Consider the following 24,000-nt stretch of genomic DNA (forward strand, 5'->3'; position numbering starts at 1 on the left):
CGCCGGCTGAACTTTACGTGTTAAAGGCTTTTCCCGAGTTACATGAAAAAAGCTTCCGTTGCGCCGGACGTCTATCTCAAAGGAGAAAAACGATGACGGACCAAAAACAGATCGGCGAAAGAATCAAATCCCTGAGGACCAGAAAACAGATGTCATTGGATGATGTTTCAAAGGAATCCGGGATATCTCCATCGACCATTTCGGGGATTGAAGACCTTTCTGTCGCGCCGCCTCTGGGACATATTATCAGTCTGGCAAAGGTCTTCAACGTTTCGGTGGGTGAGGTTTTCGGAGACAGCGCGGATTCGCCTTTCTGCATCGTTAGAAGCGATGACCGAAAAACCGTATCCCGATTCAGTCAGGCCGGCGGCAAATCCGGGGGCTACGGTTATGAGTCTCTGGGCCACCACAAGCAGAACAGGCAGATGGAGCCATTCCTCGTGACCCTGACGCCGCTTGAAGACATTGCTGAGCCCAATCAGCATGTTGGGGAAGAATTTCTTTTCGTGTTGACGGGGCATGTTGAAATAAGGCTTGCAGGCCATACCGAGATCCTAAACCCCGGTGATTCCATCTATTACGATTCGAATCTACCTCATGCCGTTTCCTGCCATGGGAATGATCCTGCAACGATACTTGCCGTTATTTACGCAAAAAAGGAATTGATGATTTTTTAACTTGCGCCCACCAAAAAGTTACCTCCTTCGTTCGTTTTTACCAAGCGACTTACCGTCCCAGCTAGGGACACTTGTACCGTCGTTAATCTTTCTTCACAACCGGTACAAGGAATGACGTTACATAGATCTCATCATCAGATCTCATGCTGTGCTTGACCCCTGCAGGTACAATAAAGGCCTTGCCGGTCGTGAGTTTCACTTCGCCATTCTCCAGCACTCCGAAGCCTGCACCTTTTATGCAGTAAAAGATCTCATCATGATCTGCATGAGAGTGAAGGGGGACCTTTCGTTCGGCGGGGATATGGTACACGTTTGTTACAATGGCATTCTTGATCTTTTCCAGATCCATTTCGTCCTCCTCGTTTTTCCCCTTTGATGTTGTTCCCGAACTTTTTCCTCGCGGCGACATCCCGGCGATTGTTGAGCAGAATCTGTTCCCTTTGTAGCACAGTAACCCGTTTTTTCACAGCAATGCACATGAAACCACGGTATTAAAGCGGACGATTTTGGTTTAAAGTAGGCTGGCAGGTCTCTTCAAAGAGGCAAGGGGCGCCCGCTGCAACAGGGTTTACCTGTTCAGACCTCAACATTGGTGCAGTTATTGCTGCTCTGTAATTCGTTCGCAAACTGGACCAGGCAGAGGTCCTGGGCTATTCACCGTTGAATTTTAAATATGACTGCTAAGAGCATCCCCGTGGCGGAGTTGTCGAACAAGGATCCCGCCTCGCTTCTGAGCCAACTCATCAAAATTGCCTTGGTCTCCCTCCTCGTCATCCTCTCTCTGGCGGCCGCCAGCATCTATTCCGTCTATTCCCGACATGTAATCTCTCGCGCCGAGATGAATGCGGTCCGAATCGGCAGCGCTCTTTTGGCTTTGGAGCGGGGCACGCTGCTGGCCCACTCTGCAGAGGGGAGCCGCATTGCCCTCGATGTCGAAAACCTCCCCCAGCTTGACCGTCGACTTCGGCAATTCCTGAAACCCTTCGCGATCATCAAAATCAAGATTTTTTCGTATGACGGCAGGATCATCTACAGCACCGATCCGTCGATTATCGGTCGTATCGATGCCGAGAACTCGCGCTTGAAAAAAGCGCTCGCGGGGGAGGTCGATTCCAGGCTGGAGAAAAAGGACGAGGTTATCGACTTGGCTGAAGAGCGCAAGTTCGACCTTGATGTGGTCGAGACCTATATCCCGATCAGGAATGACAAGGGCCGGGTGATCGGCAGCTTCGAGCTGTATGTGGATGTTACTGCTGCCCGCCGTGATATTTCCTCCGGTGTGGGGATGTCGATGTTGCTGCTCGCTCTCGCCCTGATCTTCGTCTTTGCCTGCGCTTTCGTTCTGGTGCGGCGAGGGACCAACCAGCTCAAGGCGACGCAGAATATTCTGCAAATCCTGGCGACGACCGACACCCTGACCTCACTGCTCAATCGCCATCAGATATTTCTGCGGGCTGAACAGGAGTTTGCACGCCTGGGCCGCGAGCGTGAAGGCGGCGGTACGAAGAAGGCTCTCGGCTTGCTGATGCTTGACGTCGACTACTTCAAACGCCACAATGACACCTATGGCCACCAGGCCGGCGACCTGATCCTGAAGGAAATTGCTGACCGCCTCGTCCGGTCGCTCCGTTGCTACGACTTCGTGGGCCGCTACGGCGGCGAGGAGTTTCTGGCCGTGCTGCCCGGCACCGGCTTTCTTGGAACCCGGGGGATTGCCGAGAGGATCCGGGAGAGGGTGGAAGCCGAGCCGGTCATCATCGGCGGAATCGAAGTCCCGGTAACGGTGAGCCTTGGGCTCGCCTGCACTACGGGTGAGGAGGGGAGTTTCGAAGATGCTCTGAAACGGGCCGATGAGGGACTCTATCGGGCCAAGAGCGAAGGCCGAAACAAGGTCGCCTGGATTTAAGGGTTAAGTGTGATCTCCGATCGAAGGCACGGGGACAGGGATCGCAGTGCGTGGGGATGTAGTTACCGATCGTTTTCACAGAGTCTGTCGGCACGATTCGACGGTGACCTCCAGCACCGCCCGGAGCCAGGGGTTGGCTTTCTTCATCTCTTCCACCTCCGGTCGCTTAAGATATAAGAAGCGAACTCAAGGAGACGCCATGAAAATCGAATTCACACCCGTTCTCCGGGTGGCCGTCGCCGTCCTGGCACTCTTGCTGCTGGCCGGGTGTGCGGGGGTCGGCGCCCGTACGCGGGATCTTCTTTCTCAAGACTATCACGCTATGAACGACATGGAGATCCAGACCTACTTCTATCAGCTCAACGACCAGATCGCCAGGGAGGAGAGAGCGGCCAGAGGGACCTCCGTGGGGGTGGGAGTCGGCACCGGCCCGGTGAGCGTCGGAGCCTCTCAAGACGTGACGCGCGGGCGAATCGCAGAGGATCTGAGGGACCGGCGCAACGAAGTCCGCGCAGAGCTTAGCAGGCGGGGTCTGATGCCGTAAAGGTGTTCCGGCGAGAACAGGACGACTTGCAAAGGAGAGATGGCATGAAGGTGCGCAAGAAGTTTCTCGATTACGAGTACGAGGAAGTCCTCGATATCAAGACCCGGGAACTGATCCGTGTCGCCTGCGCCGTGGCGGTCGGCTGCCCCGACTGACTGAAAAAGCACTTCGCGGTCGCGAAGGAAGCAGGCGCCGGCGATGCGGAGCTGAAAGAGGCGATCGCCTACGGCATGATCGCCCCATCGGGGCGGGCCAAAAACTTCACCCTTCGGATGCTGGAGGAGTTGGGGATGGACGAGAGATAAGGCTTTTCCACCAATGACCAATGACAAGGGACCAGTGACAGGAAAATGAAGCTCCTCTCCTCCGAAGCGATCATCCTGCGCCACCTCGATTACGGAGAGGCCGACCGCATCGTCACCTTTTTCACTCCCGAGCACGGCCGCCTTCGAGGCTTCGCCCGAAGCGCCCGGAAGAGCCGCAAGCGATTCGGCGCGGCCCTGGAGCCCTTTTCCCGGGTCCGGATGCACTGGTCGCCGCCGTCTTCGGGGGATCTGGTGCGTCTCCGCGAAGCAGAGCTCCTCGACCTGCGTACCGGGCTGCGCGGCGATCTGACGGCCATCGCCCTGGCCGGCTACGGGTGCGAGCTGGTCGAGGAGATGCTGGGGGAAGAAGGGGGGCAGGTAAGGGCCTACGCGCTGCTCGGCGCCTTTCTCGACCACCTGGCCGGGCACGGCGCGTCCCCTGAAGCACGCTTCCTTTTCGAGCTGCGCCTTCTGGTCCTGGCCGGCTACATCCCCCATCTGCTCCATTGCTCCGAGTGCGCCGCCGGACTCCGCGGCGACGAGGCTGCTTTCGACGCCGCCCGCGGCGGCAGCCTCTGCCCGGAGTGCGCCCCTCCCGGTACGGCCCTGCGGGTCAGCCCCCTGACCCTGGGAAGCCTCTCGCGTTCCCTGCAGAGCCCGCTCACCCATTTCGCCGGTTTCCGCTTCGGCAGCCGCACTCTTGAGGAGGGACGGGCCATCCTGACCGGCGCCCTGCGGCTGCATCTGCACCGGCCGCTCCGTTCCCTCTCATTCCTGGAACGGATGGAGGCAGATAGCGCCTGTTTTTAGCGAGGCTGAATACGCCTGCGGAGGGGGAGTTTAACCTTGACAGCCCCAGTCCGCCGGGCTAGAATTTTCAACTTTAAACTTGTATACAGTATACGTCACTCGGTCCTGAAGACGACGGGTGAACGGTTTCGCATGGAGGCAACGTGACCTTTCAAGATCTTATCCTTTCACTGCAGAACTACTGGGCCCGGCAAGGGTGCATCATCCAGCAGCCTTACGACGTGGAAAAGGGGGCAGGGACCTTCAATCCCGCCACTTTTCTCAGGGCGCTCGGACCCGAACCCTGGAACGTGGCCTATGTCGAACCTTCCCGGCGTCCTACCGACGGCCGCTACGGGGAGAACCCCAACCGTCTCCAGCACTATTATCAATTCCAGGTGATCCTCAAGCCGTCGCCGATGAACATTCAGGATCTCTATCTCGACTCCCTGAAGAGTTTCGGCATCGATCCGGCCAAGCACGACATCCGTTTTGTCGAGGACGACTGGGAGTCCCCCACTCTGGGGGCCTGGGGGCTGGGCTGGGAAGTCTGGCTCGACGGTATGGAAATCACCCAGTTCACCTATTTCCAGCAATGCGGAGGGATCGACCTCAAGCCGGTCTCCGGCGAGATCACCTACGGTTGCGAGCGGATCGCCATGTATCTGCAGGGAGTGGACAACGTCTACGACCTCGAATGGATCAAGGGGATCAAGTACGGCGACGTTCACCACCAGACGGAGGTCGAATTCTCCACCTACAATTTCGAAGAGGCCGACACCGGCATGCTTTTCCAGCTCTTCGACATGTACGAGAAGGAGTGCATCCGCCTGACCGAGCGCCAGCTGGTCTTCCCCGCCTACGATTTCGTCCTCAAGTGTTCCCACGCCTTCAATTTACTCGATGCCCGCGGAGCCATCTCGGTGACGGAGAGAGCCCACTATATAGGCCGGGTGCGTAATCTTTCCCGGCTCTGCGCCGAAGGATACGTGGCTCAGCGGGAGAAGTTGGGGTTTCCGCTGCTGAAACGTTGAATCAAATTAAAGGTTAAAGGTTAAAGGAAAAAGGAGAAAGGTTTAACGCCTTTGATTTTCTTTAGCCTTTTACCTTGAACCTTTTACCTTGAACCTGGAGCCTGCTTTTATGACCGCAGAACTTTTTCTTGAAATAGGCGCCGAAGAAATTCCCGCCGGCTTCCTCCCGACCGCCATGCGGGATCTGGAGCGGCTGCTGGGGAAGGAACTGGAGAATGCCAGGGTTTCTTTCGGCGGAATGCGCACCTTCGCCACCCCGAGACGCCTGGCCATTTCCGTTGCCGATGTGTCCCTGCAGCAGGAGCGCCGTGAGCTGAACGTGGCCGGACCTTCGGCCAAGGTGGCTTTCGATGCCGATGGGAACCCGACAAAGGCGGCGCTCGGCTTCGCCCGCTCCAACGGAGTGGAGGTTTCGCAGCTCTCCCGCATGCAGACCGACAAGGGGGAATATCTCTACCTCTCCAAGGTGGAGGAGGGCGGGCCCACGGCCGACCTCCTGCCGCAGATCCTGCCCCGGGTCATCGCCTCCATCCCTTTCAGGAAGTCGATGCGCTGGAAGGATCTGGATATCCGCTTCGCCCGCCCCGTCCACTGGATCGTCGCCCTTTTCGAAGGGACGGTTGTCCCTTTCCCCTTCGGCAACCTGGAGAGCGGCAATCTCTCCCGGGGACACAGGTTCATGGCCCCTGAGGCTTTTCCGGTCCAGGGGGTGGTGAGCTATCTTGAAGAGGCCGAGCGCCGCTTCGTCATTCCCGATCCGAAGAAGCGCCGCGAAATCATCGCGCGACAGGTCGAGCGGGAGGCTCACACGGCCGGCGGCGAAGTGAATCCCGATGAGGAGCTGCTGGACGAGGTGACCTATCTCGTCGAAGATCCCACGGCCCTGTGCGGCTCCTTCGAGGAGAAATACCTGGAACTCCCCCGGGAGCTCCTGATCACATCGATGCGCGAACACCAGCGCTACTTCACGCTGCTCGATGCCCAAGGCAGGCTGCTGCCGCGCTTCATCACCATCGCAGGCACTCGCCCCGAGGATCGCGCGGTGGTGGCCCGGGGGAATGAGCGGGTGCTGCGGGCCCGCCTCGCCGACGCCATGTTCTTCTGGACCGAAGACCGGAAGGTGAAGCTGGAAAGCCGCCTTGAGGCGCTCAAAAGCGTGGTCTATCAGGCCAAGCTGGGTACCAGCCACGCCAAGGTCATGCGCTTCCGGGAACTGGCGGCCGGGCTGGCCCGGCAGCTCGATCCGGCCGTTGTGGAGTTGACCGACCGGGCGGCGCTTCTGGCCAAGTGCGACCTGGAGACGGGGATGGTCTATGAATTTCCGGAACTGCAGGGGGTTATGGGACGGGAATACGCCCGGCTGGAGGGGGAGGACCCCCGGGTGGCAAAGGCGATCTTTGAACATTACCTCCCGATCCAGGCCGGAGGCGAGCTCCCCTCCGACAACGTGGGGGCCTTCGTCTCCATCGCCGACAAAATCGATACCATATGCGGCTGTTTCGGCGTCGGTCTCATTCCCACCGGCACCGCCGATCCTTACGCCCTGCGCCGCAGCGCCATAGGCATTCTTAACATCATTCTCGATCGCGCCTACGCTCTCTCCATCAGGGACCTGGTCGGGCGCAGCGTCGACCTGCTGAAGGAGAAGCTGCAGCGGCCGCAGGAAGAGGTGGCGGCCGAGGTCGTCGAATTCATCCGGCTGCGGTTCCTCAACATGCTCACCGCTCAGGGCTATGCCCAGGATGTGGTCGATGCAGTGCTGTCGGCATCCTTCGACGACGTGCCGGACGCCCAGGAGCGGGTCAAGGCACTGGCCGCCCTCAAAGGGCGAGAGGATTTTGAGCCGCTGGCAGTTGCATTCAAGAGGATTGGTAATATTATTAAGGCCGGTGTCGATGAGGCTGTTGATCCCGCCCTCTTTGAAGCTTCCTGCGAGAAGGATCTCCATCAGGCTCTGCAGCAGGTTGAAAAATCAGTCGAAGACAGCGTCGCCCGCGGAGATTATATGACAGCGCTTCGGGCGATCGCATCTCTTCGCGCTCCGGTGGATACGTTTTTTGACGAAGTCATGGTGATGGCCGAGGATGAGAAGGTGAAAAAGAACCGGCTGGCGCTTCTCACGGCCGTGGCCAGACTCTTCGGCGGGATCGCCGACTTTTCCCGCATCGCCGATTGAATCTCTTGGGCGGTTCTGCAACCCGCTCCAAAAAAAATAAACGCCGGTCATTGGGGGATCGACGCAATTAGGGGGATGGCCGGACTGGACCGGCTACAACTAAAACTGGAGGAGGAACACTTTACATGGCAGACACAAAGGAGCAGCTGAAGGTCGTCAAACCGGAGGAGGCAGAGATGGCAGAGAAGTACGTGTATTTCTTCGGGGACGGGAAAGCCGAAGGAAAAGGGGGCATGAAGAATCTGCTGGGGGGCAAGGGAGCCAACCTGGCGGAGATGACCGCGATCGGCCTGCCGGTTCCGCCCGGATTCACCATCACCACCGAGGTGTGCACCGAATTCTACAAGAATAACCGCCGCTATCCCGCCCTTCTCCAGGAACAGGTGGAAGAGAACATGGCCAGGGTGGAAAAGCTCATGGGAAAGACCTTCGGGGATCCCAAAAAGCCCCTGCTGGTTTCCGTGCGCTCCGGCGCCCGGGCATCCATGCCCGGTATGATGGATACCGTTCTCAATCTGGGCCTCAATGACGAGACGGTTCAGGGTGTCATCGAACTGAGCGGAGATCCACGCTTCTCCTATGATTCATACCGCCGCTTCGTCCAGATGTACTCCAATGTGGTCATGGGAATGGACGGAGACGTGCTCGAGCACCTTCTGGAGCAGATGAAGGAGGATCGGGGAGTCAAGCTGGACACCCAACTTTCCGCTGACGACCTGAAAAAGCTGGTGGGGCTCTTCAAGAACAAGGTCAAGGAGGAATTGGGGAAGGAGTTTCCCGACGATCCCAACGAACAGCTCTGGGGGGCGATCGGCGCCGTTTTCGGCTCCTGGATGAACCCCCGCGCCAATACTTACCGCAAGCTCAACAATATTCCTTCCGAGTGGGGGACTGCGGTCAACGTGCAGTCGATGGTCTTCGGCAACATGGGCGATGACTGCGCCACCGGCGTCGCCTTTACCCGAAATCCATCCACAGGCGAGCATCTTTTCTTCGGCGAGTTCCTGGTTAATGCCCAGGGCGAAGACGTGGTGGCCGGCACCCGCACTCCGCAGCCGATCAACAAGGCCGGCGGTGACGGCTCCCTCCCCTCCATGGAAGAGGTGATGCCCCAGTGCTACGATCAGTTGATGCAGGTCCAGGTCACCCTGGAGAAGCATTACCGCGACATGCAGGACATCGAGTTCACCATCGAGAAGGGCAAGCTCTACATGCTGCAGACTCGCAGCGGAAAGCGCACCGCCCGGGCGGCCATCAAGATCGCCGTCGACATGGTGAAGGAAGGGCTGATCAGCGAAAAAGAGGGGGTGCTGCGGGTCGGTCCCGAGCAGCTCGATCAGATCCTGCATCCGACCCTCGACCCCAAGGCGCCCAAGGAAGTCATTGCCAAGGGGCTCCCGGCCTCTCCCGGCGCCGCCAGCGGCGAGGTGGTCTTCTCTGCAGACGAAGCCGAGGAAGCGGCCAAGCTCGGGCTCAAGGTCATCCTTGTTCGCATCGAAACCAGTCCCGAGGATATCCACGGGATGCATGCCGCCCAGGGGATCCTCACCGCCCGAGGCGGCATGACCTCGCATGCGGCGGTGGTGGCACGAGGCATGGGCAAGTGCTGCGTTGCCGGTTGCGGCGACATCAAGGTCGACTACCGTACCCAGCAGTTTACCGCCCGGGGCGGATCGGTTATCAGCAAGGGCGATATCATCACCCTCGACGGCTCCACCGGCGAGGTGATGAAGGGGCAGGTCCCCACCGTCCAGCCGGAGCTGACCGGAGACTTCGGCACCCTCATGAAATGGGTGGATAAGTACCGTCGTCTCGGTGTGCGCACCAACGCCGACACCCCTCACGACTCCAAGGTCGCCCGCCAGTTCGGGGCCGAGGGGATCGGCCTGTGCCGCACCGAGCACATGTTTTTCGAAGGGGAGCGGATCATGGCGGTTCGGGAGATGATCCTGGCCGAGGACATCGAAGGGCGCAAGCGGGCCCTGTCCAAGATCCTGCCCATGCAGAAGGGCGACTTCCTCGGCATCTTCCGCGAGATGAAGGGACTGCCGGTCACCATCCGCCTCCTCGATCCGCCCCTTCACGAGTTCCTTCCCCATACCGAGGCGGAAATCGAGGAACTGGCCAAGGTGATGAACGTGTCGGTCGCTACCCTGAAGAACAAGGTCGAGTTCCTCCACGAGTTCAATCCCATGCTCGGCCATCGCGGCTGCCGGCTCGGCATCACCTTCCCTGAAATCTACGACATGCAGGTGCAGGCCATCATGGAAGCCGCCTGCGAACTGGTCAAGGACGAAGGGTATGAGATCATTCCCGAGATCATGATTCCGCTGGTCAGCGAGGTCAAGGAACTGGCGATTCTCCGGGGCCATGCCATCCGCGTCGCCGACGAGGTGATTTCCCGCTACGGCATCAAGGTGAAGTACCTGATCGGGACGATGATCGAACTTCCCCGCGCCGCTCTTACCGCCGACGCCATCGCCCGGGAAGCCGAATTCTTCTCCTTCGGCACCAACGACCTGACGCAGACCACCTACGGGCTGTCGCGCGATGACGCCGGCAAGTTCCTCCCCTTCTACGTGGAACGGGAGATACTCCCCAACGATCCCTTCGTCGCCATCGACCAGGAAGGGGTGGGGCAGCTGGTGAAAATGGGGTGCGAAAAGGGGCGCCAGACGCGCCCGGATATCAAGCTTGGCATCTGCGGCGAACACGGCGGCGAGCCCTCCAGCGTCATCTTCTGCCATAATATCGGCCTCGATTACGTTTCCTGCTCCCCCTTCCGGGTCCCCATCGCCCGGCTGGCGGCCGCGCATGCGACGCTGCTGGAAGAACTTGGCCGGTAAATCTTTATCTTTGTGATGCACTCAGACCCCCGGCAGATCATCCGTCGGGGGTCTCGTCTTTGGCGAGTCCACTTCGTCAAAGTTATGAGGTTTTCAGGATCAAGGCATTAACCACTAAGTCACAGAGACGCTGAGAAAATCATAAAATCATCAGGTTTTCTCTGTGCCTCTAGTGAGCAAAGCGAGCGGGTGGTGGAAAGAATTTTGTGGAGTTTCGCAACTATTCCGTCATAGTTTCTTCAGATCACATCCTTAGGAGAACAACCAGATGAACATCGTGGTGCTGGACGGGTACACCCTGAATCCGGGTGATCTGAGCTGGGAGGGGCTGGAACGGCTGGGAAGCTGTGACGTCTTTGATCGGACCCCGGCCGCGCAGGTGGCCGAGCGGGCGAAGGAAGCCGAAATCGTCCTGACCAACAAGGCGGTGCTCAACCGGGAAATCATCGGGAAGCTGCCGCGGCTGCGCTATATCGGCGTGCTTGCCACGGGATACAACGTGGTCGACCTGGAGGCGGCCCGGGCACAGGGGGTTGTGGTGACCAACGTGCCCGCTTACTCCACCGTCTCGGTGGCCCAGATGGTCTTCGCCCTGCTGCTGGAGCTGACCTCTCACGTCGGCCATCATGCCGGACTGGTTCGCCGTGGGCGGTGGAGCGAGAGCCCGGATTTCTGCTTCCGGGATACGCCCCTCATCGAACTGGAGGGGCTGATCATGGGGATTATCGGCTTCGGGCAGATCGGCCGCCGCGTGGCGCGGATCGCCGATGCATTCGGGATGCGGGTCCTGGTGCAGACCCGGAACCCCGCCCGCTATAAAGGGAACCTGCAGAATGCCGGGATCGAATTTGTTGAGCTGGTCGAGCTGCTGCGTCGCAGCGACGTGGTCTCGCTGCACTGCCCTCTGACCCCCGAGACCGAAAGGATGATCGATGTCGAACGGCTGGCCCTGATGAAGCCGACCGCCTTTCTGATCAACACCGGAAGGGGGCCGCTGGTCGACGAGGCGGCCCTTGCCGCGGCCCTGAACGGGAAGCGCCTGGCGGGCGCCGGTCTCGACGTCCTCTCCCAGGAGCCGCCTCCTGCCGACAACCCCCTCCTTCATGCCGATAACTGCTTCATCACTCCACACATCGCCTGGGCCACAAAAGAGGCGCGGGAGCGGTTGATGAAGGTCGCTGTGGACAACGTTCGAGCTTTTCTGGAAGGCGGTCCGCACAACGTGGTGAGTTGAGCTAGGATGTCGAATGGATTTTCCGCAACTGCACAACTGGTCGATGACTTACCGGGAGGCGGCGGAGCTGCAGCGGGACCTGGCTAAAAGAGTGGTGCTCAGGGACTGTCTACCCAGGCCGGTCAGATTCGTGGCCGGTGTGGATGTTTCCTACGAGAAGCATGGCGATCTTTTTCATGCCGGCGTGATCGTCCTCTCCCTCCCCGACTTTCGAGTCATCGAAGAGGCCACCGCCTCGGGGCGGGTCGTCTTTCCCTATATCCCCGGTCTGCTCTCCTTCCGGGAACTCCCCATCATCCTCGATGCCTTCCGCGCCTTGTGCGCCGTACCCGATGCCATCCTCGTCGACGGCCAGGGCATCGCCCATCCCCGGGGCCTCGGGATAGCCAGCCATCTGGGATTATGGCTCAACCTGCCTACCGTCGGCTGCGCCAAAAGCCGTCTATGCGGGGAACATCCGGAGCCCGGCTGCAAGCGGGGAGAGATGGTCCCTCTGCTGGTAAACGGCCGTCAGGCAGGGGTGGTGCTCACCACCCGCGACGGAGTCAAACCCCTCTACATATCCCCCGGTCACCTGATGGACGTCGCCGCCGCCGCCCGCCTGACCCTTTCCTGCGGCGCCCGCTACCGGATGCCGGAACCGACCCGGCTGGCACATCATCTCACCAACCGCGTCCGGAGAGAGGCGAAGGGCTGAGGACAGAGGACAGAGGACAGAGGACAGAGGACAGAGATCTTCCTTCCAGCCCCTAGCCCCTCAATATCCTTAAAATCTCCTCCGCCTTTTCCCGGTTCAGGGTCCCTTTCTTTCGCGCCACTTCAACCGTCTTTCTTCCCAGGACTCGATAGATCTCCTGAAGATCCGGGTCGAGGTCAGCCAGCGCTTGCAGGTGGCATGCAATGGTTTTTATGTCTCCGCGGGCGATGGGGCCGGTCAGCGCTTGTTCGGGGCCGAGAGCACCCAGGTTCTTTCCCGTTCCCCGAAGCAGGGGAGTGAGGAGATGAAAGGCCTCCTCTTCGGAAAAGCCGCAGGCGGACATGATCTGCCGGGCGACGACAATGACGGTGACCATGTAATTGGAGGCGACGGAGGCGGCGGCGTGGTAGAGAGGCTTGCTTCGGGTAGAAATACGAAAGGGTGTGCCGCCCATATCCAAGACGAGTTCTTCGGCCAGCGGGAGCAGGGATTCATCTCCTTCCACCGCAAAGGGGGAGCCTGGGAGGGAGCGAATTCCGAGGACGGAGTCGGCAAAGGTCTGCAGGGGATGAATGGACAGGGCCCTCGGCGAACCATCTTTGCCCTGGAGGATGGCGGCGGGCAGAATCCCGCTGAAGTGAATAAGGACTGCATTGGGCGCCAGATACCCCTCACGCCGCAGAGTCGCGCCCATCTCCTCGATATGATCGTCGGGAATGGCAATGAACACGAGTTCTCCCTCGCGGGCCCTGGAGAGATCGGTTGTGCCGGATCCGGGGATACCTATAAAGCGTGCCGCGGCCGCAGCCCGTACCGGGTCGCGGCTTATGATTGACTTGAATTCATGTCCTGCCTCGTGCAGCAGACGGGCGATGGCCTGTCCCGCCCGGCCGGGACCGATGAGAACCATGGATTTCTTCATCGGACGGAGACCTCAAGCGACCCGAGACCTTCGATTTCCGCGGTCAACTGATCGCCGGCGGCAACCGGTCCCACCCCCTCCGGGGTGCCGGTAAGAATGACATCCCCCTGCTCGAGGGTGAACATGGCCGAAATTTCGCTGATAATCGCCGGAATGCGGCGCATCATGCAGGCGGTGGAGGAATCCTGGCGCAGTTCGCTATTGACTTTTAAGGAGATGCGCAGGCGGTGGGGGTCGGCAATCCTGTCGGCGGGGACGAAGTCCGAAAGGGGGCAGGAGGTGTCGAAGGCCTTGGCCGCCTCCCAGGGCAGTCCCTTCTTCTTAAGCTCGGCCTGAACGTCCCGCAGAGTCATGTCGAGGGCCACGCCGTAACCGGCCACATGGGCCATGGCGTTTTCCTCGGGGATATTCCGGCCCCACTTGCCGATCAATACGGCCAGTTCCACTTCGTGATGGCACTCGTTTGAATAGAGAGGGATAACCACCGTTTCCTTCTGTCCGATGATGCTGGAGGAGGGTTTGATGAACAGGACGGGTTTTTCAGGGACCTCGTTGCCCAGTTCCCGGATATGTTCGCTGTAATTGCGGGCAAGGCAGACCACTTTGCCCACACGGTAGGTTTTATGGCTTCCGGTCAGTCTTACGGTATGCATGAAATAGTATGCCTCCTGTCAGTGGGAGAAACTTTCCGATACGACTCGTTCAGGTCCAATTGCGGATTGAGCGAGAATATCGGGTCGATCCGCAAAATGCAAGATGCCAGCGGTCGTAAGCCATGGTAAAATGGCCCTTCAACCGCCGCCTTTCATTTGCATCAGTCTACCCGTCCGAAAGAAGTCTGTCATGTTTCTTCCCATCGGCGACACTCCCAACTCCACGCGAACGCCTTATGTCAATTTTCTCCTCATCGGCGTCAACATCTCTGTATTTCTTTTCGTTTCTCTTCCCCTGATGGGTGCGGCACCCGATCTTTCCGACCCGTTGCTGCTCGATTATCTGCACGCCCTGGGAGCCCGGGGTGCCGTTCCGGCCCAGAGCATTCTCGAGCGGGTCAGCGCCTACGATCTTTTCATCTTCCGTTACGGGTTCCGTCCCGCCGAGCCCTCCCTCGCCACTCTTTTTACCGCCATGTTTCTGCATGCCGGCTGGATGCATCTGGCGGGAAACATGCTCTTCCTCTGGATTTTCGGCGACAACGTCGAGCATCGTATCGGCCGTCTCGGCTATCTCATGGCTTACCTGGGAACCGGCCTCGCCGCCACTTTCTTCTTCGCCCTTTTCGTTCCAGGCTCAGAGGTCCCTCTGGTGGGGGCCTCAGGGGCGATCTCGGGGGTCCTCGGCTTCTATTTCCTCTGGTTTCCCCGCAACCGGGTCAAGACCTTCGTCTTCCTGTTTCCATTCATCATGACCACCTTTATGATTCCTGCCCGCCTGGTCCTCGGTTTCTACCTTCTCCTCGATAACCTTCTCCCTTTTCTGTTCACCGGCGGACGCGGTGCGGGGGTGGCGCATGGAGCCCACATCGGCGGTTTTCTGGCGGGACTCGGCTTTGCCTATGGAATCGATCGCCTCCCAAGCCTGGTGCGCCGGGAAAAGGCCCGGCAGCGATTGCAGAAAGAGCGCGATTATATTCCCGATCCGATCGAAGAGATCGGTCGCAGTCTCCATCGAGGTGACGTGCGCCGCGCCGCCACCCTCTACCTTGGGCTCGAGGGGCGGGAGGAGCGCGGCCGATTGGCATCCGGAGATGTTTTGCATCTCGGCCGGGCGCTTCTCGGGGCCGGCGAGTTCGATCAGGCTCTAACCCTCTATCGACGATTCATTGCCGAGCGTCCCGCCGACCCGGACCTTGACCGGGCCCATCTGGGGGCTGGCAAGGCCATGATCCATAAGCCCCGCCATATCACCAGCGCTTACCAGTATTTTCTCGATGCCCTCGACCTTGCCCACAGCCATGAAGTCGCCGAGGAGGCGCGGATGCATCTGCGCGCGATCGAACGTCTGGGAGAGGATTAGCAGCTGATAAAAAACCAGCCTTCGCCAAGGCTATGGCCCGGCAAGCGCCCATCTGCGGCGTTGGCCTCATCCCTCGTCAACGACGTACCTTCCAGGTACGCCTTATTCCACAGGATTTCAGCCGCCTTGCATCTGGACATTTTTGATCAGCCAGGGAAACCACTTTTTCAACTCTCTGGTAGTGATAAACGGTGAGGCGTAAGGAGATCGCATTATGCCTTTCCCACCGCCGTACGCCAGCGCTGCTGCAGCTCCTCCCGCCAACTCGGGGGTTGCCGGCGCAGGAAACGCCGCTCCTCCCGCCAGCTTGCCTTGACCTCGTCGAGGTCGCGCCAGAAGCCTGTGGCCAGCCCCGCCAGCATGGCGGCTCCGAGGGCGGTGGTTTCCAGAGTCTGCGGCCGGACCACCGGCAGGTCGATCAGGTCGGCCTGCAACTGCATGAGGAGGTTGTTGCCGGCCGCTCCGCCGTCCACCTTCAGCAGAGCCGGAAGCTTGCCGCGATCCGCCGCCATTGCCGTCACCAGATCGGCGATCTGCAGCGCGATCCCCTCCAGTGTGGCCCGCGCCAGGTGAGCGGCGGTCGTGCCGCGGGTGATCCCAAAAATGGCGCCCCTCGCTTCGCTCCTCCAGTGGGGAGCCCCCAGGCCTGCCAGGGCCGGAACGAAGACGAGTCCGCCGCTGTCGGGCACCGATGCCGCCAAAGCTTCGATGTCCATGGACGACTGAAACAATCCGAGCCCGTCCCGCAGCCACTGCACGGCGGCCCCGGCGATAAAGGCGCTCCCTTCCAGGGCGTAGCTGACCTCCCGGCCGATCTGCCAGGCAACGGTGGTCAGCAGTCCGCTTTTGCTGAAGACGATCTCCTCTCCGGTGTTCTCAAGGAGAAAGGCTCCGGTGCCGTAGGTGCATTTGGCCTCCCCGGGCTCGAAGCAGGCCTGGCCGAAGAGGGCCGCCTGCTGATCGCCGGCCATCCCGGCCACGGGAATGCCGTCGGGCAGGATCTCCAGCCCCCTGGTGACTCCGTAGACATGGGAGGAGGGTCGGATGTCGGGAAGCATGGGGGAGGGGACTTCCAGAAGGGTGAGGAGCTCATCGTCCCAGGAGAGGTTCTTCAGGTCCATCAGAAGGGTGCGCGAGGCGTTGCTGATGTCGGTGACATGGTGCGTGCCTCCGGTCAGGCGCCAGACCAGGAAGGAGTCCACGGTGCCGAAGGCCAGCTCGCCGGATTCGGCCCGGCGGCGCAGGTTCGCATCCTCCCGCAGGCGCCAGGTAATTTTCGTCCCTGAAAAATAAGGATCGAGGACCAGCCCGGTCTTCTCGCGGACCCTGGATTCGGTTCCTCTTTCCTTCAATTCGCGGCAGATGCCGGCGCTGCGGCGGTCCTGCCAGACGATGGCGTTGCCCGCCGGCCGACCGGTCTCCCGGTCCCAGAGCAGGGTCGTTTCCCGCTGGTTGGTGATGCCGATGGCGGCGATTTCCGAAGCGGGCACGGCCGTTTCCTTCATCACACGGCGGATCGCCTGGAGAACCGAGAACCAGATCTCTTCCGGGTCGTGCTCCACCCGTCCCGGCTCGGGGAAGTGCTGGGGGAAGTCGACGGTAACCTTGCCGCGGATGACAAGGTCACGGCCGATGAGGAGGGCTGTCGTTCCCGTCGTCCCCTGGTCGATGGCAAGAATATAGTGGATCATGCTTCCCCCCGCTTCACTGGGTTCTGATTATATCTGTTTATTATAGGGGCGCGTTCAATGGAGTCAAGTCGGCGCGTTTACTGCCATTTTTAAGACGATCACTGATAACGGAGGTAAAATGAGCGAGAAAAAAAAGCAGGAAGCCGGCAAACCGGTAAAGCTGGAGATCCAGTTGGATGAGGAAATCGCCCAGGGGGTCTACGCCAACCTGGCGGTGGTGAACCATACCGATACCGAATTCACCCTCGACTTCATCTTCGTCCAGCCCCAGGTGCCGCGAGCTAAGGTCCGCAGCCGGGTGATCACCTCTCCGCGCCACGTCAGACGCCTCATCGCGGCGCTGGAGGAGAACCTGCGGCGTTACGAGCAGAAGTTCGGTTCAGTGAAGGAAGAGACCGGGGCGGCGACTCCCGTGGAGGGGAATTATCACTAACCTGTCGGACTTGCAAGACGGGGTCTGGTTACACGGACAGGTGTGCTATTATAAGGGCTCCGGCGCCAGCTCCAGCCACCGAACCAGATCCTCCGCCGCCATCGGAGCTCCCAGGAGGAATCCCTGGGCCTCGCTGCAGCTGTGATTTTGCAGGAACTCCAGTTGAGCCCGGGTCTCCACTCCCTCCGCCAGGACCCTGATCTTCAGGGTGCGGGCCAGGGCAATGACGGCCGCCACGATAGCGGTGTCACCCGGGTCGCGATTGATGCCGGCGACAAAAGCCCGGTCGATTTTGATCCGGTCGATCGGGAAGTGCTTCAGGTAACTGAGGGAGGAATAGCCGGTGCCGAAGTCGTCAATGGAGAGCTGAATCCCCATTCCCTTGAGAGTTTGCAGTACGGCCACTGTCTGATCCGCATGCTCCATGAGGACGCTCTCGGTGAACTCGAGCTCGAGACTCGCAGGATCAAGCTGCGTCTCCGTCAGGATGCGCTTAATGAGATCGGGGAAATCGGACTGGCGCAACTGATGGCCCGAGATGTTGATCGCCACCCTCTCCACTGGGCAGCCCGCCTCAGCCCAAGCCTTGGCCTGGGAGCACGCAGAGTGCAGCACCCACTCGCCAAGGCGGAAGATCTGTCCGCTGGTCTCGGCCAAGGGGATGAACCTCGTCGGCGAAATTTCCCCAAGCTCGGAGTGACGCCAGCGGGCCAGTGCCTCCACCACGCATCGGCTCCCGCTCTGCAGGTCCCACTGGGGCTGATACAAAAGGGTGAGCTCCTCCCGCTCAAGTGCCTGCCGGAGAGCGGACTCCAGAGCCACCTTCTCCACGATTTCCCTGTTCATCTCGGCCGAAAAGAATTGAAAATTCTGTCGTCCACGGGACTTGGCCTGGTACATGGCCGTATCGGCGCTGCGCAGCAGCCCCTCCAGGTCAGGAGCATCGTCGGGGTAGAGGGCGACTCCGATGCTGAAGCCGGCATGGGTCAGTCGCCCATCGATCTCGAAGGGCGTACGGAAGGTCTCCAGAATGCGCAGTGCCGTGGCGCTGGCCGTCTCGTGGCCCGTGGCGGCCAACATGACCACGAACTCGTCCCCTCCCAACCGGGCCAGGGTATCGGCTGCACGGATGCAGCCGGAGAGCCGCTGGGCCACCTCCTTGAGAAGCTTGTCGCCGAATTCGTGCCCCTGGGTGTCGTTGACGTCCTTGAAATTGTCGAGGTCGAGAAAAAGGACAGCGATCGCCTGCCTTGATCGATCAGACAAGGCCAACGCCTTTTGCAGGCGATTCAGGAAGAGGGCTCGATTGGGTAGTCCGGTGAGAGGGTCGTAATAGGCAAGCTGGTGGATTTTTGCCTCGTTCTTCTTGCGCTCGTTGATGTCCTCGCAGGCGGTGACGATGCCGAGGAATTCCCCCTCCGGGCTGCGGACGGAGACTGAAGAGAGCTGGACCTGAAACTCCTCCCCGCATTTGCGCCGGTTCACGCTCTCCCGACGCCAGAGGCCGCATTTCTCAAGCTTTTCCGCGAACGATGTGCGGTGCAGGTGTTGTGGCGCCAAGACTCGGGCCTCCCGGTCAAGCAGTTCTGCAACCTCGAACCCGTGCATTGCCGCTTCGGCCGGGTTGGTGTAGGTGATTTTCCCTTTCGCGTCGCTGATGGTGATGCCGATCGGAAGAGACTCCACTGCCGTTCTCAGAAGTCTAAGATTGGCCTCGCTTCGGGCCAACTCTTCAAGGGCCCTGCCGGCCCGCACCAGGTAACGAGCCCGATAGCCCAAGAGTTCGCCGCTGACCGGCTTGCAGATGAAATCAGTCGCCCCAGCCTCGAAGGCATGGTGAAGGGAGGCAGTGTCATGGAGTCCCGTGACCACCAGGATCGGAGTGTGTCGTCCCTCTGCCAGGTTTCGCAGGGCGGCGCAAGTCTCGAACCCGTCCCTTTCCGGCATCACCAGGTCCAGGACAACCAGGTCAGGGCGCAGGCGCTGAAAAATGCGAGCGCCCTCCTCACCACTGCTGGCTTCCTCCACCCGGCAGCCGGCCTCCTCCAGGGCCGCGCGGAAGTTAAGGCGCATGAAGGCCTCATCATCGATCACCAGGACCGAGGGCGAAGCAGTGTCAGCGCTGGCTCCCGGCTGCAAGGTATTGCATGATTCCTGCTTCATGTAACCTCCGGCAACTGCATCAAATGGGCAGCATTTTGCCTGACAATATTGGCCTACGGGGTTGAGGGAAGGAATCGCCGGATCAAACCAACAAGAACATCGGGGCGCAGCGGCTTTGCAATCCACCCCTCAGCCCCCGATTCATGCGCCAGAGTTTCAAGACCCTCCGGTGACTTGTGGGACATGAGGATGGTGGGGATATCCCTGGAGCTCTTTGACTCTTTGAGGAGCCGGACCTTGCGGTCACCCCGCAGCATCGGCAGTTCGACATCGATCAGGAGAAGGTCGGGACGCGGCAGTCCGAAGATGTGAGGATTGGCTTCAATTCCCGACTCGGCTGTCAGCACCTCGAAGCCCGCATTTTCAAGCATATCCCGGGCCATTGCCAGGGTCAGTCTGCAGTCATCGATGACTATGATGCGTTTAGGCTTCATGAGTGCTCCTCCTGTTTCGAATGTCAGTGAATTCCCAGTCAGGGAAGATCGAGAAAGGATTTTGGAACCGCCTTGCCTGTCGGTATGAATTGATAATCCGGGAATTTTCCGTCCTTCTGAAATTTTTTCCTGTTCTCGCAAAACTTGAACCCGTTTCCTATGCAGTAATAACCGAACAGACCTTTCCAAACGTTGCTCTGCCGATTTCCGAACTTTCGAAAGAAGCCGCACTGGTCCTGGATATCACATGCCATGCATTTCTCCCAAACTGATGATCTTTTGCACAGGAACAATTGGAAATAAAAAAAGCCCGTTTTCGTAACCGAAAACGGGCGTGAGCATCTCTCGAAAACAAAAGACGATCATCTCTCTTCGGCGGCTCGGCTATCCACTTGGGACCCGTGACTCTGCGTCTCTGGATTGCTCCAGATTTGCTATTGTCGGAGAAAACTATTTAATTATTATCAACTTTCCCGCTCCAGGCGGGTTTGTTTTGAATTTGGCCAATAATAACATAAAAATGAAAATATTCATAGATGGGAAACTGCTTATTTCTCTGTATTGAAAACCATTGTTTTTTTTGTAATGTTTTTTTAAAATTTATTAGAATTTATACAGAATTACCTTCATCGGGGTGATTATCAGGCGGCTGCACTGGGAAAATATGTCAGAAACAGCTCAGAATTATTCATTGCTTGCTTTTTGCCTGGTATTTTTATTCTTCGGGGTTAGATTTATCGGTGAAAACAATCGTAAGTATCGGAAGGGCAGCCGGATGTTGGATTTGTGGGTAAAAGTAGGTTTGCCGCTGTTGATGATGCTCTGGGCTGCTTCGGCCGTTGCCACGGATCGTGTGCTGCTCATCGACGATTTCGAGAACGGCCTCCGCCCGGAATGGAAGGAGAAGGTGTTCAAGGGTCGGACCGAATACCGGGTGGTCTCGGAGGGGGGAGGGCACGTGCTGCGGGCCGAATCGCACGGGACGGCCTCCGGTCTCATCCTGGAGGAGGAGATAGACTTGAAGGAATTCCCCGTTCTCGCCTGGCGCTGGAAGGTGGAGAACATCCTGGAGAAGGGGGACGCCAGGAGGAAGGAGGGGGACGATTACGCCGCCCGGATCTACGTCATCTTTCCCCACTGGTTTTTCCCCAGAACCCGGAGCATCAATTACATCTGGGCGAACAAGCTGCCGCAGGGGGCGATCGTTCCGAACCCTTTCACCTCGAACGCCGTGATGGTCGCGGTGGAGAGCGGGGAAGAGAAAGTCGGGGAGTGGGCGGCCGAGAGCAGGGATGTCCGTGCCGACTACCGGGCGATCTTCGGCGAAGATCCGCCGATGGCCGGGGCCGTCGCCGTCATGACCGACACGGACAACACCGGCGGCTCGGCGGTGGCCTGGTATGACGACATCGAGCTCAAGGGGAATTAGGGGCGAAGTCTGAAACTTTTTGATCCGCAGATTCCGCAGATTCACACAGATGAGTTAAAGCGGAAACCCTTTAATCCGTGAGGTTTTAATCTGCGGGAATCTGCGTCATCTGCGGATAAATCAGGTTTGCAGCCGCATCGTCTCCACCCGGTTGCGGCCGGATCGTTTGGCGGCGTAGAGAGCCGAATCGGCCTCGCGGATGAGATCGTCCACCGAACGGATGCCTCCGCGGGGGTAGGTGGCGACTCCAAGGCTGACCGTCAGATGGAGATCCTTGAGTTTGCCATCGAAGGAGAGAGCACCGGTTTCGGTCCGGATGCGCTCGGCCACCTCCGCCGCCTGGGGGATATCCGCTTCGGGAAAAATCAGAGCGAACTCCTCGCCGCCGAAGCGGGCGGCCTTGTCGTACTCGCGCAGATGAGTATTCAAGAGTTCGGCGACATCGACCAGCACGGCGTCTCCCTGCTGGTGCCCGTAAGAGTCATTGATCTTCTTGAAATGATCGATGTCCGCCATCACCAGCGACAAGGGGGTATGGGCACGGCTGCTGCGGTTGAACTCCCTGCTCATCGCCTCCATGAAACAGCGCCGATTGCACAGCCCGGTCAGGGGATCGGTGTGGGACAGTTCGTAAAGGAGCAGGTTGCTTCTCTTCAAACTGTCCTGAAGGGACTTGATTTTGAGCTGGACCTTGACCCGGGCCACGAGTTCCCCTTCGTCGAAGGGTTTGGTGATGTAATCGCTGGCCCCCTCTTCGAGCGCCTTGATCATGGATTCGCGGTCTTCATGACCGGTGAGCAGGATGACCGGCACGTCCATGAGTCCTTCTTTTCCATTCCTCATTTCCAGGAACTTGAGTCCCCCTATCACGGGCATCTCCATATCGCAGAGGATCACGTCCACCGGGTGGTTGAGGAGCACTTCCATCCCCCGGCTTCCATCCTCGGCTTCAAGGTAGAAGTCGAAGAGAGACCTGTCCCTCAGGGTGTCGATGATCTTATGCCGCGCGACGCCGGAGTCGTCGATGACCAGAACAGATGTCATTATTGATGCCTCTCCAAATAGCCTCTATTTTTAACTTAAAGCAGGCTTCAGGCGTTTGTAAAGTGTCCCCCGGAGGACAAGGGTTTGCTGAAGGGTTATACTGAAATAAAACAACCCTGCCGGAAGGAGGTTCTCGATGTCCCTGGTCAAAACCTGGTATACCCCTGAAGAAGTCGAATCGAAGTACGGCGTGCAGAAAGACCGTATTCTGGAATGGGTGGAGGACGGGCTGGTTCGCTGCGAGCGAGAGGGGGAGAACGTCGTTCGGGTCAATATCGACGACGTAAAACTTGAAGTCGAATCGATGTCCAGGGGGGACTGAGAGTGGCCGCTGGAAGATTACCGTACGATGTGGCGGTCATCGGAGGAGGCATCGTGGGAGCGGCCACGGCCATGGCCATGATGGGGGAAATAGGCGGACTCTCCCTGGTGATGCTGGAAAAGGAGGACCGCCTCGCAGCTCACCAGACGGGGCACAACAGCGGGGTCATCCATTCCGGACTCTACTATCGCCCCGGCTCGCTCAAGGCACGCAACTGCACGGCGGGGCGGGAGGACCTCTATCGCTTCTGTGCCGCGTACGGCATCCCCCATGAGCGCTGTGGCAAGCTGGTGGTCGCGACCCGCGAGGAGGAGCTCCCGGCTCTCGATGAGCTGGAGCGGCGCGGCCGCGAAAACGGGCTGGAGGGAATCGAACGGCTCGAAGACGACCGGCTCAAGGAATATGAGCCTCATGTGGCGGGAATCGCCGGGTTGTACGTTCCCGATACGGGTATCGTCGATTTCGCCCGGGTAACGGAGGCTTTTGCCGACGAGGTGCGAAAGAAGGGTGGAGAAGTTCGTACGGGCGCCGAGGTGCGGGGGATTCGTCGGGAGTCCGAAGGTTTCGTCCTGGATACCCCTCTCGGCGAATTTCGTTGCCGTTTTCTGATCAATTGCACCGGTCTGCAATGCGATCGCGTCGCCCGCATGGCAGGGGCCGATCCCGGCATCAGAATCATCCCCTTTCGCGGCGAATATTATACGCTCAAAGACGGGCGGCGCTCCCTGGTGCGCACACTTATCTATCCGGTTCCGGATCCGGCCTTCCCCTTTCTGGGCGTTCATTTCACCCGCAGGATCGACGGCGCGGTGGAAGCCGGTCCCAATGCGGTCCTGGCTTTGAGGCGGGAGGGTTACGGCCGCTTCAGTTTTTCTCTTCGCGATACGCTGGAAACCCTCGGCTACGGGGGGTTCTGGTGTCTGGCCGGACGCTTCTGGCAGACGGGGCTACAGGAATACCGCCGCTCCTTCAGCAAGGGGATGTTCGTGCGCGACCTGCAACGGCTTGTGCCCGAACTGCGGAGGGGGGATCTGCTTGGAGGCGGCGCCGGGGTGAGGGCTCAGGCGGTGGACCCGGCGGGGAAACTGCTCGACGACTTCCACATCGTGGAAGGGGAGGGAATGATCCATGTCCTGAATGCCCCATCGCCGGCGGCTACTGCTTCGATCAGCATCGGCAGGACGGTGGCCGCCAAGGCGCGGGAGGCTTTGGAGAAGCAGGCATTTTCCGCCTGAAACCCCTCAGGCTTGATGCACTCGCAAAACTCAGAGGATGGCTAAGCAAAAATTTCGTCCTACAAGGCTTGGTGGTTTTTCAGGGGCGAAGGCATACATCAGG

The 24,000-nt window shown here is 59.4% G+C and carries 22 protein-coding genes and 1 riboswitch; of the genes, 15 read left to right on the plus strand and 7 right to left on the minus strand.

Features of this window, described 5'->3' with window-relative positions; genetic code table 11:
* Nucleotides 1-92: 92 nt before the first annotated feature.
* Complete coding sequence (locus DTF_RS22695; protein ID WP_035056354.1) at nt 93-677, plus strand: helix-turn-helix domain-containing protein; 585 nt, start codon at nt 93-95, stop codon at nt 675-677.
* Between the two features lie 82 nt (nt 678-759).
* On the opposite strand, the gene DTF_RS0108590 is transcribed toward DTF_RS22695, so the two are convergent.
* A complete protein-coding gene (locus DTF_RS0108590; protein ID WP_027714991.1) occupies nt 760-1,026 on the minus strand; it encodes a cupin domain-containing protein in 267 nt (88 codons plus the stop codon).
* A gap of 324 nt (nt 1,027-1,350) precedes the next feature.
* On the opposite strand from DTF_RS0108590, the gene DTF_RS0108595 reads away from it, so the two are divergent.
* The 9 genes from DTF_RS0108595 to nfi all read left to right on the plus strand — a co-directional run bounded on the left by DTF_RS0108595 (nt 1,351) and on the right by nfi (nt 12,208).
* A complete protein-coding gene (locus DTF_RS0108595; RefSeq protein ID WP_027714992.1) occupies nt 1,351-2,583 on the plus strand; it encodes a sensor domain-containing diguanylate cyclase in 1,233 nt (410 codons plus the stop codon).
* A gap of 199 nt (nt 2,584-2,782) precedes the next feature.
* Entirely contained in the window at nt 2,783-3,127 is a 345-nt protein-coding gene (locus DTF_RS0108600) for a hypothetical protein (protein WP_027714993.1), read from the plus strand.
* Nucleotides 3,128-3,171: 44 nt separating this feature from the next.
* Complete coding sequence (locus DTF_RS27670; protein WP_304412856.1) at nt 3,172-3,432, plus strand: GSU3128 family (seleno)protein; 261 nt, start codon at nt 3,172-3,174, stop codon at nt 3,430-3,432.
* A gap of 45 nt (nt 3,433-3,477) precedes the next feature.
* A complete protein-coding gene (gene recO, locus DTF_RS0108610; RefSeq protein WP_027714994.1) occupies nt 3,478-4,242 on the plus strand; it encodes a DNA repair protein RecO in 765 nt (254 codons plus the stop codon).
* Nucleotides 4,243-4,385: 143 nt separating this feature from the next.
* Nucleotides 4,386-5,255, plus strand: coding sequence for a glycine--tRNA ligase subunit alpha (glyQ, locus tag DTF_RS0108615; protein ID WP_027714995.1), 870 nt, complete (start codon nt 4,386-4,388; stop codon nt 5,253-5,255).
* A 109-nt stretch (nt 5,256-5,364) separates the two neighbouring features.
* Entirely contained in the window at nt 5,365-7,431 is a 2,067-nt protein-coding gene (glyS, locus tag DTF_RS0108620; protein ID WP_027714996.1) for a glycine--tRNA ligase subunit beta, read from the plus strand.
* A gap of 176 nt (nt 7,432-7,607) precedes the next feature.
* Nucleotides 7,608-10,277, plus strand: coding sequence for a pyruvate, phosphate dikinase (gene ppdK / locus DTF_RS0108625; RefSeq protein WP_027714997.1), 2,670 nt, complete (start codon nt 7,608-7,610; stop codon nt 10,275-10,277).
* Nucleotides 10,278-10,545: 268 nt separating this feature from the next.
* Complete coding sequence (locus DTF_RS0108630; protein ID WP_027714998.1) at nt 10,546-11,511, plus strand: D-2-hydroxyacid dehydrogenase; 966 nt, start codon at nt 10,546-10,548, stop codon at nt 11,509-11,511.
* 13 nt (nt 11,512-11,524) lie between these two features.
* On the plus strand, nt 11,525-12,208 hold the full coding sequence (gene nfi, locus DTF_RS0108635) for a deoxyribonuclease V (RefSeq protein ID WP_027714999.1): 684 nt from the start codon (nt 11,525-11,527) through the stop codon (nt 12,206-12,208).
* Between the two features lie 52 nt (nt 12,209-12,260).
* Here the strand turns inward: nfi and DTF_RS22700 are convergent, their stop codons facing one another.
* Both DTF_RS22700 and DTF_RS0108645 read right to left on the minus strand, forming a co-directional pair.
* Nucleotides 12,261-13,130: a Rossmann-like and DUF2520 domain-containing protein gene (locus DTF_RS22700; protein WP_035056358.1), complete on the minus strand. Its 870-nt coding sequence runs from the start codon at nt 13,128-13,130 to the stop codon at nt 12,261-12,263.
* Entirely contained in the window at nt 13,127-13,783 is a 657-nt protein-coding gene (locus tag DTF_RS0108645; protein WP_027715000.1) for a fumarylacetoacetate hydrolase family protein, read from the minus strand. The genes DTF_RS22700 and DTF_RS0108645 overlap by 4 nt, the downstream gene beginning before the upstream one ends.
* A gap of 190 nt (nt 13,784-13,973) precedes the next feature.
* On the opposite strand from DTF_RS0108645, the gene DTF_RS25420 reads away from it, so the two are divergent.
* On the plus strand, nt 13,974-15,146 hold the full coding sequence (locus tag DTF_RS25420) for a rhomboid family intramembrane serine protease (protein ID WP_051361177.1): 1,173 nt from the start codon (nt 13,974-13,976) through the stop codon (nt 15,144-15,146).
* Between the two features lie 212 nt (nt 15,147-15,358).
* On the opposite strand, the gene glpK is transcribed toward DTF_RS25420, so the two are convergent.
* The gene (gene glpK, locus DTF_RS0108655; RefSeq protein ID WP_027715001.1) at nt 15,359-16,837 is read right to left on the minus strand and encodes a glycerol kinase GlpK; all 1,479 of its coding nucleotides are present in this window, start codon (nt 16,835-16,837) and stop codon (nt 15,359-15,361) included.
* Between the two features lie 118 nt (nt 16,838-16,955).
* Between glpK and DTF_RS0108660 the strand changes: the two genes are divergently transcribed.
* Nucleotides 16,956-17,270 (plus strand): DUF3467 domain-containing protein, encoded by a 315-nt coding sequence (locus tag DTF_RS0108660; RefSeq protein ID WP_027715002.1) that lies wholly within the window; start codon nt 16,956-16,958, stop codon nt 17,268-17,270.
* A 48-nt stretch (nt 17,271-17,318) separates the two neighbouring features.
* Here DTF_RS0108660 and DTF_RS22710 read toward each other — a convergent pair whose 3' ends face one another.
* The gene (locus DTF_RS22710; RefSeq protein WP_051361178.1) at nt 17,319-19,433 is read right to left on the minus strand and encodes a bifunctional diguanylate cyclase/phosphodiesterase; all 2,115 of its coding nucleotides are present in this window, start codon (nt 19,431-19,433) and stop codon (nt 17,319-17,321) included.
* A 53-nt stretch (nt 19,434-19,486) separates the two neighbouring features.
* A complete protein-coding gene (locus DTF_RS0108670; protein WP_027715003.1) occupies nt 19,487-19,867 on the minus strand; it encodes a response regulator in 381 nt (126 codons plus the stop codon).
* Between the two features lie 371 nt (nt 19,868-20,238).
* A riboswitch (cyclic di-GMP riboswitch) is annotated at nt 20,239-20,313 on the minus strand.
* 329 nt (nt 20,314-20,642) lie between these two features.
* Here DTF_RS0108670 and DTF_RS0108680 point away from each other — a divergent pair.
* Nucleotides 20,643-21,296 carry a DUF3047 domain-containing protein gene (locus DTF_RS0108680; RefSeq protein ID WP_027715005.1) on the plus strand — a complete coding sequence of 218 codons (654 nt, stop codon included), beginning with the start codon at nt 20,643-20,645 and terminating at the stop codon, nt 21,294-21,296.
* 120 nt (nt 21,297-21,416) lie between these two features.
* Here the strand turns inward: DTF_RS0108680 and DTF_RS0108685 are convergent, their stop codons facing one another.
* Nucleotides 21,417-22,340, minus strand: a complete 924-nt coding sequence (locus DTF_RS0108685; protein ID WP_035056363.1) for a diguanylate cyclase — start codon at nt 22,338-22,340, stop codon at nt 21,417-21,419.
* 136 nt (nt 22,341-22,476) lie between these two features.
* On the opposite strand from DTF_RS0108685, the gene DTF_RS0108690 reads away from it, so the two are divergent.
* Together DTF_RS0108690 and lhgO are read left to right on the plus strand one after the other, a co-directional pair.
* Nucleotides 22,477-22,662 carry a MerR family transcriptional regulator gene (locus tag DTF_RS0108690; protein ID WP_027715007.1) on the plus strand — a complete coding sequence of 62 codons (186 nt, stop codon included), beginning with the start codon at nt 22,477-22,479 and terminating at the stop codon, nt 22,660-22,662.
* A gap of 2 nt (nt 22,663-22,664) precedes the next feature.
* A complete protein-coding gene (gene lhgO / locus DTF_RS0108695; protein ID WP_035056367.1) occupies nt 22,665-23,897 on the plus strand; it encodes an L-2-hydroxyglutarate oxidase in 1,233 nt (410 codons plus the stop codon).
* The last annotated feature ends 103 nt before the right edge of the window (nt 23,898-24,000 follow it).

The sequence above is a fragment of the Desulfuromonas sp. TF genome (genome assembly GCF_000472285.1).
GTDB lineage: Bacteria > Desulfobacterota > Desulfuromonadia > Desulfuromonadales > ATBO01 > ATBO01.